This window comes from Paenibacillus sp. SJS-P3, from assembly GCF_056711585.1.
Map to the genome: position 1 here is coordinate 732972 of NZ_CM160043.1, position 14219 is coordinate 747190.

The 14219-nt window shown below is 58.7% G+C and carries 14 protein-coding genes and 1 pseudogene; 11 read left to right on the plus strand and 4 right to left on the minus strand.

The features are described 5' to 3' along the window. Window positions 1-3: 3 nt before the first annotated feature. On the plus strand, window positions 4-1122 hold the full coding sequence (locus AC06G8_RS03385) for a response regulator (RefSeq protein WP_480284365.1): 1119 nt from the start codon (window positions 4-6) through the stop codon (window positions 1120-1122). A 93-nt stretch (window positions 1123-1215) separates the two neighbouring features. Beyond that, the gene (locus tag AC06G8_RS03390; protein WP_480284366.1) at window positions 1216-1470 is read left to right on the plus strand and encodes a hypothetical protein; all 255 of its coding nucleotides are present in this window, start codon (window positions 1216-1218) and stop codon (window positions 1468-1470) included. A gap of 148 nt (window positions 1471-1618) precedes the next feature. Here AC06G8_RS03390 and AC06G8_RS03395 read toward each other — a convergent pair whose 3' ends face one another. Next, complete coding sequence (locus AC06G8_RS03395) at window positions 1619-2515, minus strand: LysR family transcriptional regulator (RefSeq protein WP_480284367.1); 897 nt, start codon at window positions 2513-2515, stop codon at window positions 1619-1621. Window positions 2516-2667: 152 nt separating this feature from the next. On the opposite strand from AC06G8_RS03395, the pseudogene AC06G8_RS03400 reads away from it, so the two are divergent. The 6 genes and pseudogenes from AC06G8_RS03400 to AC06G8_RS03425 form a co-directional block, all read left to right on the plus strand. After that, a pseudogene (locus AC06G8_RS03400) lies at window positions 2668-3201 on the plus strand (acyl-CoA thioesterase); the annotation flags it as partial. 410 nt (window positions 3202-3611) lie between these two features. Then, window positions 3612-3983, plus strand: a complete 372-nt coding sequence (locus tag AC06G8_RS03405; RefSeq protein ID WP_447662303.1) for a VOC family protein — start codon at window positions 3612-3614, stop codon at window positions 3981-3983. Between the two features lie 298 nt (window positions 3984-4281). Continuing rightward, complete coding sequence (locus tag AC06G8_RS03410; protein WP_447662304.1) at window positions 4282-4602, plus strand: hypothetical protein; 321 nt, start codon at window positions 4282-4284, stop codon at window positions 4600-4602. Between the two features lie 589 nt (window positions 4603-5191). Further along, complete coding sequence (gene asd / locus AC06G8_RS03415; protein ID WP_447662305.1) at window positions 5192-6280, plus strand: aspartate-semialdehyde dehydrogenase; 1089 nt, start codon at window positions 5192-5194, stop codon at window positions 6278-6280. Between the two features lie 225 nt (window positions 6281-6505). Continuing rightward, window positions 6506-7681 (plus strand): acyl-CoA dehydrogenase family protein, encoded by a 1176-nt coding sequence (locus AC06G8_RS03420; RefSeq protein WP_480284368.1) that lies wholly within the window; start codon window positions 6506-6508, stop codon window positions 7679-7681. Window positions 7682-7747: 66 nt separating this feature from the next. Beyond that, window positions 7748-8443, plus strand: a complete 696-nt coding sequence (locus tag AC06G8_RS03425) for a copper homeostasis protein CutC (protein ID WP_480284369.1) — start codon at window positions 7748-7750, stop codon at window positions 8441-8443. An 83-nt stretch (window positions 8444-8526) separates the two neighbouring features. On the opposite strand, the gene AC06G8_RS03430 is transcribed toward AC06G8_RS03425, so the two are convergent. After that, a complete protein-coding gene (locus tag AC06G8_RS03430) occupies window positions 8527-9033 on the minus strand; it encodes an SRPBCC domain-containing protein (protein WP_480284370.1) in 507 nt (168 codons plus the stop codon). A gap of 90 nt (window positions 9034-9123) precedes the next feature. Continuing rightward, a complete protein-coding gene (locus tag AC06G8_RS03435) occupies window positions 9124-9477 on the minus strand; it encodes an ArsR/SmtB family transcription factor (RefSeq protein WP_447662309.1) in 354 nt (117 codons plus the stop codon). A 381-nt stretch (window positions 9478-9858) separates the two neighbouring features. On the opposite strand from AC06G8_RS03435, the gene AC06G8_RS03440 reads away from it, so the two are divergent. After that, complete coding sequence (locus AC06G8_RS03440) at window positions 9859-10809, plus strand: DMT family transporter (protein ID WP_480284371.1); 951 nt, start codon at window positions 9859-9861, stop codon at window positions 10807-10809. Window positions 10810-10954: 145 nt separating this feature from the next. On the opposite strand, the gene AC06G8_RS03445 is transcribed toward AC06G8_RS03440, so the two are convergent. Further along, entirely contained in the window at window positions 10955-12448 is a 1494-nt protein-coding gene (locus tag AC06G8_RS03445) for a long-chain-fatty-acid--CoA ligase (RefSeq protein WP_480284372.1), read from the minus strand. Between the two features lie 350 nt (window positions 12449-12798). Here AC06G8_RS03445 and AC06G8_RS03450 point away from each other — a divergent pair, with 350 nt between their 5' ends. Beyond that, window positions 12799-13314: an acyl-CoA thioesterase gene (locus AC06G8_RS03450; protein WP_480284373.1), complete on the plus strand. Its 516-nt coding sequence runs from the start codon at window positions 12799-12801 to the stop codon at window positions 13312-13314. A 253-nt stretch (window positions 13315-13567) separates the two neighbouring features. Further along, window positions 13568-14206 carry an ABC transporter permease gene (locus AC06G8_RS03455; protein WP_447662312.1) on the plus strand — a complete coding sequence of 213 codons (639 nt, stop codon included), beginning with the start codon at window positions 13568-13570 and terminating at the stop codon, window positions 14204-14206. The last annotated feature ends 13 nt before the right edge of the window (window positions 14207-14219 follow it).

Genomic DNA, 14219 nt, shown 5'->3' on the forward strand with positions numbered 1-14219 from the left:
GCGATGCTGCAAGCGATTATCGTGGATGACGAGGAGCTGTCGGTTCGCCGGCTGTCGAGGATTGCGGGCGAGCTCGGCGGCGTGGACATCACCCGCAGCTTCTTCAGTCCGGCGGAAGCCTGCGAGTTCATCCGCAGCCATCCCGTCGACGTCGCCTTTCTCGACATCAACATGCCCGAGATTGACGGGATGGAGCTTGGAGCCCGGCTGAAGCAGCTGCAGCAGTCGCTTGAGGTCGTCTTCGTAACCGGCTACGACCGGTACGCGGTCGATGCCTTCGAGCAGGACGCGGCGGACTATGTCCTCAAGCCGGTCAACGCGGAGCGGCTGGCCAAGACGCTCGAGCGTCTTCAGAAGCGCCTTAGGCCGTCTCGGGAACCGATTCCGCAGCCGAAGCTCGGCGTTCGGCTGTTCGGCGGCATCCGCTTTTTCCGTTGCGACGGTATGGGCACGGAAGCGCCGATCAAGCTGCGCAGCCCCAAGACCGAGGAGCTGTTCGTTTACCTGCTGTGCAAAGGGACCGTCAGCCGGGAGGAAGTCGCCGATACGATGTGGAAAGGGCTCGATCCGGACAAAGCCGCCAACAACATCAACTCCACGCTCTATGACATCCGCAGGTCGCTCGCAGACGCCGGCCTGGAACCGCTGCTGCAGGCCGGACGCTACGACATCAGAATCGATGCCTCGCAGGTGGACTGCGATCTGTACGAGTACGAACGCATCGTCCAGCTGATCCGTGCGGAGCCGTCGCCGGACCTAGGGCGCTTCGACAAGGCGGAGGCCGCGGCGCAAGGCTCGTTCCTGACGGGCAAGCTGTACGAATGGGCGGGCGGGCTGTCGCGGCGCCTGGAGCGGGAGCGGATGGAGCTGCTGGAAGGGAAGGCGAGAATGCTGCTGCGGGACAGCAAGCCTCAGGCCGCCTTTCCGCTGCTCGAGCGCATGATCGAGCTCGATCCGCTGCGGGAGGATATCCACTTGGAGCTGATCCGCCTCTACATCAGCCTCGGCCGCACCCATGACGCGGCCAGGCAATACCGGGAGCTGGAGGAAAGGCTCGCCCGCGATCTCGGCGCCGCTCCTTCCTGTTCGTTCGCTTCGCTCATGAACGCCGCTCATCTTTAATTCCATCGATAAGCCAGGACTTTAGAGCTAAAGTCCTGGCATTTTTGTGTTCTCTATCGCTTGTTTATTTTTCTTTTATTCCAGTTTACTAGAATGAACTCGGATTATGTCGCCGATCGTGACGCAAGGCATCTCAGCAGCCCGGACGCGTTCGTCAACGGCCGCAGCCGCGTGCTCATCGACGCCGCCATCGCCAGCGCATTGAAGGGCGGTCCGCTGATCGACGAGCAGGGGCGGCTGGCCGGCATCATTTCCGGATCGCTGCGCACGATGGAAGGCATCCATCTGGCGGCCGGCATGTCCGACCTGACGGCGCTGCTGCCGGACGGCTTCCGATCGGCAGACTGAATCGCCGTTTGCCGGTGCGGCCGCGGGGCCTAACGGGAGCCATTCCTCCTAATGTCATGAGGCCGGAAGCAAGGGCCGCAAGAAGCCTCGGCAACCTTATCGGCCTTCTTGGCCGTTTCTACTCATTCCGCGGGACCGCTCCACGCCATCAGCCCCTGACGTCCTCCAAGCCCGCCCGCATGAACGTGATCCACTCCCGCGCGGCGAAGGACAGGTAGCGCTCCTTCTTCCATATCATATACAGGCGCCATAGGATTGCCGGCTTCACGAGCGGAATGACGCGGAACCGGGCCATGTCCAAGGAACGCGTCACACCTTCGGGCAAGATCGCAATGCCGAAGCGGGCTGCGACCAATTCGACCATGAAGTCCCACTGCGTGCTTTCAAAGGCGACATCGGGCTCGAATCCGGCCTGCCTGCATTGATCCACGATCAGATGATGCAGCGTGAACTCATCCCTGAACAGGATGAAGGACTCTCGTCTTAGCTCCGCAAGCTCAATGCTGGCATGGGAAGCGGCCCAATGCCCGGGATGCACGACCAGATGAAGCTCTTCTTCGATGCAAGGGAGAAGATGAAACATCTCTTCATTCACGATCGGAAGGATGACAAGCCCGGCATCCAGCTCGCCGTTGTCCACGCCGGCCTCGATCAGCTTGCCCCCGCGCTCCGCCAGCTGCAGGCGGATCTGGGGGTATTTGCTGTGGAAGCCTTCCAGAATGGACGGGAACAAGCGCCCGCCGATCATCGGCGGGATGCCGAGGCGGAGCGTTCCCCTCTTGGCCTGGACGACATCGTCGAGCTCCGCCGTCATATGGTCGAGCGACTTCATGACCTGCTGCGAGGAGCGCAGGATGCTCTCGCCGGCATCGGTCAGCACGATCTGCTTCGAAGACCGGTCGAACAACGTGACGCCGAGCTCCTCCTCCAGCAGACGGACCATTTTGGACAAGGAGGGCTGGGTAATATGAAGCTGCCGAGCCGCTTTCGTAAAGCTGCCTTGCTTCGCGACTTCCATGAAATACGTTAATTGACGGATATCCATGGCTTGCTGGGACACCTGCCTTCCTGAATCATACCTATAGAGAAAACGAATGAAAACAATGCGATATATGTATTTTACCTATACGACAAGGACGTGTACACTATATATCTAGCCCGGACAGACGGGGTTATATACAGAAAGAAGGTACATGCATGATTGCCCAAAAAGAAACCTTGCCTGCAAAGCCGGCGAGCCTCTCATACACCATAAAAGCGTCCATCGTCCTGCCGCCCGACACGAACCATCACGGAACGATTTTCGGCGGCAAGCTGATGGCCTACATCGACGACGTCGCGACCATCGCCGCTACGCGCCATGCCCGCCGTCCCGTCGTGACGGCTTCCACCGACTCCGTCGACTTCCTGCACCCGGTCAAAAAAGGCGATGCCGTCTGCTTGTCAGCCTTCGTAACCTGGGCGCATAAGACGTCGATGGAAATCTTCGTCCGGGTCGTGACGGAAGACCTGCTGACCGGAGAGAGAAAAGTATGCGCCACCTCGTTTCTGACCTTCGTGGCGCTTGGCGACGACGGCAAGCCGACCGAGGTGTCCGCCGTCATACCGGAAACGGTGGAGGAGCAGCGGCTGCATGAAACGGCCTGGGAACGGAAAGAGGCGCGGAAGATCAGAAGGAAGGAAAGCAAGCTGTTCGCCGACGTATTGGGACCTGATTTCAGCTTGAGAAAAACGAAGGAAAAGCTGGAGGAGAACCGCAGCCGGCCGAAGCCGGTCTCGGAGAACAAACAAGCCGCTCCGGCGCAAACCGGCCTGCCGAGCGTAGACGAGCGAGAGGCCGCGGCGATATCCGGCGCGAGAAGCGACTCCGCCCCGCGGATGATGGAAGCCTACGCGAGCGCTTGGGGCAGCGACTGGTAAGCGGCAAGCGCAAAAGGCATCCGTTTTGGAGGCAGAACCGGCACACATGAATAGCGTGGCAAAAAAGCAGCCCAATATGCGGCTGTTTTTTTATTTTTATCACGAAGAGGCAGGATCGCGGGGGCGGGCGTTGAATTGAGGACATGAAGCTGGGGACCTTAAGCCCATCGGCAATGGCTGCGGAAGCCGAAGCCAATATGAGATTCGGGAGCGTGCAGACGATGATCAATAAAATCGGCCAAGTGATGCTGTATGTCCAAAACCAGGATCAAGCCAAAGCATTCTGGACGGAGAAACTCGGATTTACGGTCGTAGCCGAAGAGAATGGAGAAGGCATGAGATGGTTCGAGGTCGCTCCCAAGGAAGGCGGGACAAGCCTCGTTCTGCACGACAAGGAAGCTATCGCTCGAATGTCGCCTGAAATCAACGTCGGCACGCCGTCGCTGATGTTTTTCTCCGAGGATCTGGAGGGGCTGTACCGGGACTTGGGCGACAAGAAGGTGACGCTCGGAGAGCTCGTGACGCTTCCGTTCGGCAAGGTTTTCAATTTCGCCGATTCCGAAGGCAACTATTTTGCGGTCATGGAAAAGTAAACGCATCCCTTCTAAATCCTCTTCCGAGGTCGGATTGGCATGCCTGTTTGAGCTGCGAGAAAGGTATCTTTCTCGCAGCTCTTTTATTTTTCCGGGAGGTCGAAACTATTGCAGGGCCGAACGGTTCCGAAAGAGGACTTATCCACAATTGGAGCCGAGTTATTATCCACCATTTAGCGAGGCAGCGAGAGTTCCCTCGTGATCATTACTAATAAATGCTATTATTATTTTTGAATAAGGTATTTCAACCTTATTTTTGTGTATAATTAAACTAATAAACATTAATGAGGTGACTAGTTTGGCTAAACTATACTCGTCCGATTCTGTAGACAGCTTGATTAATCGTCTGGAAACTCTTAAAAACCATGAATCAAAGAGCCTTGAGTTCGAAAAGCAGCTGTCTGTCGAAGGGAATAGCTCCACGATTGTGCGTGAAGTGAATATTCACGCTTATGAAAGCATTATTGAGATGATTAAAGATCATTTTGAAAAGGCTGAATCGGTCAAGCAGACCCGTTCTCCCCGAAATCCGTCTCTCCCTCGCAACACGGGCGGCCGCAAGCCTGGAAGACCTCGCAAGAATGAGAATGCTGAGGTAGCCGCTGCGAGCGAACAGTGATCGTTTCCTGAGGCACGCTGCCCTGTCAGTGTGCTTTTTTCTTTGATGGATGACAAAATTTTTTATTTACCTTGGCAGGGATAATTTGATACGATAGGTGCGACAATTCAAATGCGATGAAGAGAGAAGTAGGTAAAGCGATTCTTTCCCAGAGAGCTCCGTCCGCTGAAAAGGAGCAAAGGACCCTTTATCGAAAAAAGACTCCGAGCAGCGTGCAGGAACCTGGCTTATCAGGGGATGGCGCGACGGGAGCTCCTGTTACAGAGCTAGAGTATACGCATCTTGTGCCGACCGGCATGGCGATGCCGTACTCGAAGAGGCCGATTGGGCGACCAATCCGGCGAACCTGGGTGGTACCACGAGGATTCCAATCTCGTCCCTGAGACTGAAGCGCAGTCTTGGGGGTGGGATTTTTTTGTTGGCAATAGATGGAGCTTGAAGGATGGGCATCCGGCTTCCGAATGCCTGTCGGTGACAACTCGAGTTTTCAGCCTATCTGGGCAGCAGGCGGTACATCGAGCCTGCGGGCTGAATAGGTAGTAGAAAGAGCGGCATTCATTCATCATACGCAGAGGGGAATGGAATTCGAATGGCAGAGAGAAAACTGAAAGCCGGCATCGTCGGCGGAACGGGCATGGTCGGGCAGCGCTTCGTGCAGCTGCTGGATGGACATCCTTGGTTTGAGGTGACGGCGATCGCGGCAAGCGCCGGGTCGGCGGGCAAGACGTATGAGCAGTCCGTGCAGGGCCGCTGGAAGCTGGAAACTCCGATTCCGGAAGCGGTGAAGGGGATCGTCGTGCAGGACGCATCCAAGGTGGAGGAGGTCGCCTCCGGCGTGGACTTCATCTTCTGCGCCGTGGACATGAAGAAGAATGAAATCCAGGCGCTGGAGGAAGCCTACGCCAAGGCGGGCGTGCCGGTCATCTCCAACAACTCGGCGCATCGCTGGACGCCGGACATCCCGATGGTGATTCCGGAAATCAATCCGGAGCATATCGAAGTCATCGCGGCCCAGCGCAAGCGTCTCGGCACGGAGACCGGCTTCATCGCGGTCAAGCCGAACTGCTCCATCCAGAGCTATGTGCCGGCTCTTCATGCCTTGCGCGAGTTCAAGCCGACAACGGTCGTCGCCTCGACGTACCAAGCCATCTCCGGCGCGGGCAAGAACTTCACCGATTGGCCGGAGATGCTGGACAACGTGATTCCGTACATCGGGGGCGAGGAAGAGAAGAGCGAGCAGGAGCCGCTCCGCATCTGGGGCCGCATCGAGAACGACGAGATCGTCAAGGCCAGTTCGCCGCTGATCACGACGCAGTGCATCCGCGTGCCGGTAGCCGACGGGCATATGGCGACGGTGTTCGCTTCCTTCGAGAAGAAGCCTTCCAAGGAACAAATCCTCGAGCTGTGGAAAACCTACAAAGGCCGTCCGCAGGAGCTTGGCCTCCCGAGCGCGCCGAAGCAGTTCATCACCTACTTCGAGGAAGAGAACCGTCCGCAGACGAAGCTGGACCGCGGCATCGAGGGCGGCATGGGCGTCTCGGCCGGACGTCTGCGCGAGGACTCCGTCTACGACTTCAAGTTCGTCGGCCTCTCGCATAACACGCTGCGCGGAGCGGCAGGCGGCGCGGTTCTGATCGCCGAGCTGCTGAAGGCGGAAGGATATATTCAAGCGAGATAGCTGGTCCCTCCCGAAAGACGGAACATCCGCGATTGCTGACAAGGAGCAAGGCAGCGGCATGAAGAACTTATTTCCTCGGAGATAAGTTCTTTTTTTTGAACAGGGGTCAGGGTATAAGCCTGGTTCCCTATCGGGTAACTATGTTAGGATGTGAATAATTCATGCCCGATACCGTTGACGGGGCATCTTATCTTTCATTAGTTCGCAGGAAAGGCGGCTGAGAATATGACACCATCGATGGATCCCTATATCCGCAATGAACGCGAGGCGGCGATCGCGGAGAGGGCGGACCGGCTTGCCGCCCGGTTTGCTCCCAGAGCGGCGGAGCATGACCGGGAAGGCTCGTTTCCTTTTGAAAACTTCGAGGATTTGAAGAGATCCGGCTACCTGAAGCTGACCGTTCCGGAGGCGTACGGAGGCGAGGAGGCATCCGCCTACGAGCTTGTGCTGTCTCAGGAGCGTCTCGCCCGCGGCGACGGCTCGACGGCGCTGGCCGTCGGCTGGCATGTCCACACGCTGATGAAGCTGAGGCTGTCCCGCTCGTGGCCGGAGCCGCTGTTCGCCAGGCTGTGTCAGGATATCGTCCGGGACGGCATCGTCATCAACGAGCTCGCCAGCGAGCCGGCGACGGGCAGCCCCACCCGGGGAGGCCGGCCGGAGACGACGGCGAGACGGACCGACGGGGGCTGGCTCATCACGGGACGCAAAACCTTCAGCACGCTGAGCCCGATCCTCGAGCGGTTCACCGTGACGGCCGGCTTCGAGGGCAGCGGGAAGGTCGGCTCGTTTCTTGTGCGCAGCGGCCCAGGCGTGCGGGTGGAGGAAACATGGAACACGCTCGGGATGAGGTCGACGGGAAGCCATGACGTTGTGCTGAGCGATGTATTCGTTCCGGACGAGGAGACGATCATCGGCCTGGAATCGGCGTCCCCGGCTGCCCCGTTCGCGCCGACGGAGGCGTCGATGCTCCATATTCCGGCTTGTTATATCGGCATCGCCTGGGCGGCGCGCGACTTCGCGCTGGAATTTGCCCGCAGCCACAAGCCGAATTCCCTGACCGTGCCGATCGCCGAGCTGCCTAACATCAAGCGCCAGCTCGGTCTCATCGAAGCCGACTGGCTCGCCGCCCGCTCGTACCTGTACGGGGTTGCGGACCGCTGGGACCGGGAGGAGGAAGGCCGCGCAGAGCTGAAGACGGAGCTGGGACTCGCCAAATACATCGCCACCAATGCTGCGATCTCCATCGTGGATCAGGCGATGCGGATCGTCGGCGGCTTGAGCCTCTCCCGCAGCTACCCGCTGGAGCGAATGTACCGGGATGTCCGTGCGGGCCTGCATAACCCGCCTATGGACGATGTCGTGCTGACCAATCTGGCGAACCGCGCCCTAGCGGAGTCTTGATGTCCGTTATAGGAACAGGCATGGCAAGGCAGACGGGAACGATAGACAGAAGAGGAGGCGACCAGGATGAAGCTTGAGATCATCGCGACCCGCGTATCGGATGCGGTGCTGGCGGCCAGCGGCGGAGCGGACCGGATCGAGCTCGTGACCGGCATGCTGGAAGGCGGCTTGACGCCGGGACCGGGGCTGATCGAAGAGACCGTCAAAGCGGTGCCGATTCCGGTCAACGTCATGGTGCGGCCGCACAGCTTGTCGTTCGTCTACGACAAGCTCGACCTTCTGGCGATGCGGGCGGACATCCGGATGATCCGCAGGTCGGGAGCGGCGGGAGTCGTCCTTGGCGCCCTGACTCCGGAGGGAACGGTCGACGAGGAAGCGCTGAAGCTTCTGCTTGGCGAAGCCGAAGGGCTGGATGTCACCTTCCACCGTGCATTCGACGCCGTCCGCGATCAGCTTGCGGCTTTGGAGATCCTGACCATGCATCCTGCCGTCAACCGCATTCTGACCTCCGGCGGGCAGCCTTCCGCGCTCCAGGGAATGCCCCGGCTGAGGCAGCTCGTCCAAGCCTCGGCAGGGAGCGGGATCTCGATTTTGGCGGGAAGCGGCTTGACTGTGGACGCGCTGGAAGGCTTCCTGCGGGAAACGGGCGTGAACGAGGTTCATTTCGGCTCCGACGTCCGAGAAGGAGGGCATGCCCTCAGGCCGCCTGTGCCGGAGCGGATCTCGGCGATCAAGAAGGTGCTGGCTGCAGCGGGACGGTAGAGGGATTCTGCAGCTTCGGTTCATGCGCGGATAGGCAGCCGACAACGAAAAAAAGCTGCCGGGAACCGGCAGCAGTCCAATCTCTAGGCATGCGAAGCCACATATTCCTCCAGCCGATCCCATGTCTCCGTGATGCCTTTCTCCATGCCCATTTCGATCACGCTCTTGAGAGCTTGGGCGCTCTCGTAAGCGGAATAGTTCGTCACCTTGGTGCCTCCTTCGACATCCTCGAAGAGCAGCGTTATGCGGCTGGGCGGCATGTCTTTGTTCTCGATTCCGTCTTCGTCGGAGAAGTAATCGATGCCCGTGAATTTCTCGCCGTCCACCACTTCTTCATAGACCGTCTTGCCCCATGATTCCATGCCGAAGAAGTCGCCTTGATTTTTGTCCATGCACTTCATGCAATAATGCCAGCTTCCCCCCGGGCGGAAATCCATCCGGCTTGCGGTCAGCTCCCATCCGCGCGGTCCCCACCAGTGCTTGAGCATTTCGCCGTCGGTGAAAGCTTGGAAGACCAGCTTGCGCGGAGCCGGGAAAACCCGCTCCAGAATAAGGGTATTGCCTTCGGCCTTGAGAGTCATTGTGCTCATTCGTATTTCCTCCTCTTATCGATTGTCCCTATATGTTCATGCGGCCATTGCCTTCGCCTGCCATGACCTTGAGCGCGCGAGGGCAAGGTTTTATTTCAGCTTCCGATCGGATTCCTCATCCGAGTTCATGTCCGCTGCCTGCAGCTTCAGCAAATAGTCTTCCAATGCGTCGTATCGCTCTTCCCAAATGCGCCGGTAGCGCTCCAGCCAAGCATCCATCTCCCGAAGAGGCTGCATGCGAAGGCTGTAGCTGCGGCGGTTCGCCTCCGCCGCTACATCTACGAGGCCTGCCTCAAGCAGCACCTTTAAGTGCTTGGAGGCTTGAGGCTGCCGGATCTGAAGCCGCTCGGCGATTTCTCCGACCGTGAACGGCCCTGTCGACAGCAGCTCGACAATCCGTAGACGGCTTGGCTCGCTTAAAGCTCCGAATGTCGTTATGTCCATAGCTGTCTGTTGTCGCCTGGATGCAAGGAAAAGCTCCACTCCGGCACGGCTCTTGCCGATCCAATCATCCGCTCACCCCCTTCCCTTCATCATTGCCGTCCCATGATTTCAATATACCATATAAGGAATATTCCTGTAAAGGAATATTAAAAACATAAAGCCGGACTTCCCTTTAGGAAGCCCGGCTGGATGCCGATACCCGGCTCGCGCCGAACGATCGAAGCCTATGAAAGAGCAAGATAGCGAAAGAGAGGGCATGTTAGGATAGGAAAATATAATGCACGCCCATAATCAGTTCGCATTTACAAACGGTCCTCCAGCCCTTTTAATAGAAGGACCGTTCTATAGCCATACCGGAATTGCATTGCAGGGGGAGTTCATATGCCAAAATCGCTGTATGCCGCACTCGTCGCTCTGAGCCTGATCTGGGGAGGCTCCTTCTATTTCATCAAGCTTCTGCTCGAAGAGACGGGACCGTGGATGATCGCCTTCCTGCGTTCATCGTTCGGCTTCGTCACCATTACCGCCGTCATGCTGCTGCTGCGCAAGCCGTTCGGGCTTCGCTCCGTGCCCTGGATTCCCATGGCTGTCATGGCTCTCGTCAATACCGCCGTTCCATGGGCGCTCATCGGCTTCAGCGAAACGAGGCTTTCCAGCGGAATGGCGTCGGTTCTGAACGCGACGACCCCTCTGTGGACGATTATCGTCGGCACGCTCTTTTTCCGGAATGCGGCCGGAAGGCTGCAGTGGGCGGGAATGCTCGTGGCCCTCGCGGGGATGATGCTCCTGCTCGGCGTCAATCCATCCACGATCATCTCCGTCGACGGAATCGGCTTCGCCTGCATGCTGGCTGCGACGCTCTGCTACGGAATCGGCTCGCAGCTGTCCAGGCGCCTGAAAGGCTTGTCGATGTATCAGCTCACCTTCGGAACGCTGTTGTGCTCCGCTGCCGGGAGCGGAATCGCCGCCTTTTCCACAGAGCCTTTTCCGGCTGGAGCCTTCAGCTCAGGTTCGATCATCGGGGCTTTGGTCGGCATCGGCGTATTCGGCTCCGGCATCGCGTACATCATCTTCTACTACCTGATCCAGAAGGGGAGTCCGGAGTTCGCCACGATGGTCACCTATCTCGTGCCGGTCAGCGCCATCGTCTGGGGATACGCGCTGCTCAGCGAGCCTCTTCATTGGAATCTGCTCGCGGGGCTGGCCGTCATTCTCGGCGGCGTGTTCCTCGCTACCCGGGGCGGAAGGCAGAGAGGCGGCGGGAAAGCCCCCTCTGATGCCCGCAGGGAAGACGAATCAAATCCGTTGACGATTAGCCGCATGAATGATTGAATTCCTGCAAAATGAACGGCATCAAACGGTTGGCCCGCTTAATCGTCGGCATGAATATCCGCAAAAAACGGCAAATCCCGAGGATCTGCCGTTTTTTGCTTTTCATGAAGGGATTCTGCCGGAGCATCGAGCCGGGCACGAGGCGTTACTTTTCCCTCAGAGCCCGCCGGAGCGTTTTGCCGGAGCTGTTCTTCGGCAGCTCCGCCAGGAACTCGACGATCGTCGGAATCTTGTATTTAACAAGCCGCGACTGGCAGAACTCCAAGAGGCTGTCGACCGCAAGCGCATCATCGCTGCGGACGACGAACGCCTTGACCCTCTCGCCAAACACCTCGTCGGGCACGCCGACGACCGCCGCCTCGAATACGGCCGGATGCTGGTAGATGACTTCCTCCACCTCGCGCGGATAAACGTTGAAGCCGCCGACGTTGATCATGTCCTTCTTGCGGTCGACGATAAAGATGTAGCCATCATCGTCCATCCAGGCCATGTCGCCTGTGTAGAGCCAGCCGTCCCGGAGCGTCGCCGCCGTCGCTTCCGGCATGCCGAGATAGCCCTGCATGATGTTCGGGCCTTGCGCGATCAGCTCTCCGACCTCGCCGCGCGGCACCTCGCGCCCTTCCGAATCCACGACCTTGTTGATCACGTTCGGGATGTCCACCCCGATGGAGCCTGGCTTGCGGATGCCCCCGAGAGGGTTGAAGGCGGTGACCGGACTGGCTTCGGACAATCCGTACCCTTCATAGATGACGGTCTGGAACTTCTCCTCGAACTTGTTCAGCACTTCGAGCGGCAGCGAGGCGCCGCCGGAGGAGCAGAGCCGGATGCCTGCGAAGTCTGCGGCCGACGCTCCGGGGAATTGCAGCAGGAAGCTGTACATCGTCGGCACGCCGGAGAATATCGTCGCCCTGTCGTCGCGGATCGTGCGGATGACCTCGGCCGGCTGGAAGCGCGGCATGATGATGAGCGCTGCTCCGACCGCGAGCGGAGCGTTGACGCACACCGTCATGGAGTAGATGTGGAACATCGGCAGCACGACGACGGCGCGGTCCTCATGATCGATCTTGAACATGGAATGGACCGATTCCGCGTTGGTCGCCAAGTTCCGATGGGAGAGCATCGCCCCCTTCGGCTTGCCTGTCGTACCCGAGGTATAGAGGATGACCGCCGTATCGTCATCTTTGATGTAAGCGGATTCAAGATCGCCGCCGCCAGCGCTCAGAAGCTCATCCCAGGATGTGCCGGCTCCGGCGAAGACGACAAGCTTCAGCTCCGGAAGGCGGGGCCGCAGAGCATGGAAGACCGGCTCCAGAGGAGCGGCGGCAAAGACCGCGCGGGCACGGCTGTTGTCCAGCACGTAAGCGATCTCCTCCGGCGTGTAGGTCGGGTTGACCGGCACCGCGACGGCGCCGATGCGCAGGATGCCGTAATAGGCGATGACGAATTCGGGCGAATTGCCGAGGAGAAGCACGACCTTGTCTCCCTTGGCGATTCCGTGGGACGCAAGCCCGGACGCGCACTGCATCACTTGGTCCATCAGCTCGGAATAGCTTGTTTCCCGGCCGCCCCAGACGTAGGCGGGACGCGCGGGATAGCTTGCTGCGCTGTTCTCCAATATTTCGACCAGACTCCAACTCATGCGCATTCATCTCCTCTTTCAATCGGCTTGGAATGAGAACCGGTGATGTAGGCAAGGATGAATTTATTCAGCATTATATTCTTGAAAGCGATAACAAATCCCTGCCGGCGGCGATGAATTTATTTTCCATTTCATGGATCTCGTTATTGGACGGGAAGCGGCTTGAAATCGGAATGTGATGAAGGTGCATCGAGAAATCGTAGCGAACATGAACATGTATTTCTAATAATTCAACCGCTTTATACTATATTGCTAAAAAGTATAGATCTTTTCCGAACAAAGCGGGTACATTCTATTCAATAGAACCGAACAGCTGGGTCATCCAACCAGAGAGCAGGAGGAGAATATCCATGCAGCCATCCAAATTAGTACGCCAATCCCGCTGCTTCAAGACGGCACGCATCTTTCCGCCGGATATCAACAACCATCAGACGATGTTCGGCGGCAAGCTGATGGCCTATATCGACGATATCGCCTCCATCGCGGCGATGAAGCATTGCCGGATGCCGACCGTGACCGCATCGACGGATTCCGTCGACTTCCTCCATCCGATCCGCCCGACCGACAGCATCACGATGGAGGCCTATGTCGCCTGGTGCGGCCGGTCGTCGATGGAGGTGTTCGTGAAGATCGTCAAGGAGGATCTCATGAGCGGGGAGCGGATGGTCGCGGCGACGGCTTTCCTGACGTTCGTGGCCATGGGACCGGACAAGCGTCCGGCGCCGGTGCCCGATATCCTACCGGAGACGGAGGAGGAGAAGAAGCTGTTCGAGTCCGCTCCGGAGAGAGCGGAGATCCGCCGGCGGCGCCGGGAGGAATCCAAGCGTTTTGCCGATTTTCTCGGCGTGGATCATCCTTGGGAATAATTTTTAGTACAACAGACGGGGGAGCCGTTCTTTCCCTTGATTCCGTGCGCTCAAGCCGATGCTGTCGACCCGCAGACCTGTAAGCCGGGCCGGCGGATCCGCGGCATATTTTCACTTCTGTGAACAAAACCAGCCGACCTTCGGCTGGTTTTTTCGTTCGGCGCCGGAAAAAGTTGTCATCCGAGGTCTGATTGGAGGGCTGGTTGGATAGGGTATCTACTATAGATTGTCTTTTAGGGAAGGCGGGGAATCCATGGTTGCGGAAGCATATCGGTACATAACGGAAAACCGGGAGCGGTTCTGGGAAGCCGTGCAGACCCATGTGGCGATCAGCCTGTACGCGCTTCTGATCGCTGCTGCCATCTGCATTCCTCTCGGAATCCTCTGCGCCAAATACAGCCGGCTGACCGCGCCCGTCATGGGCTTGTTCAACTCGCTGCGGGTCATTCCGAGCCTGGCCGTTCTCGTCATCCTGCTCCCGATCCTGGGCACAGGCTTCACGCCTGCGCTCGCCGCGCTCACGCTGCTGGCCTGTCCGCCCATCCTCATCAACACTTATCTCGGCTTCCGCAAGGTCGAGCCCTCTGTGCTGGAGGCGGCGTCCGCCATGGGCATGGGAGCGGGCAGGCTGCTGCGCCGGGTGGAGCTGCCGCTGGCGGCTCCGCTGATGATCTCCGGGCTGAAGACAGCAGCCGTGGAAGTTGTCGCGAGCGCCACTCTCGCCGCGTTCATCGGAGGCGGCGGACTCGGGACGTTCATCATCAACGGGCTGGGCTTGTACAACTTCCCGATGCTGCTGGTCGGGGCTTTGCCGGTCGCGGCGCTGGCTGTCCTCATGGAGCTGGTCCTGTCCGGGCTGGAGCGTTACGCTTCGAGATTTCAACGAATATAGAAGGGGTGTCGGG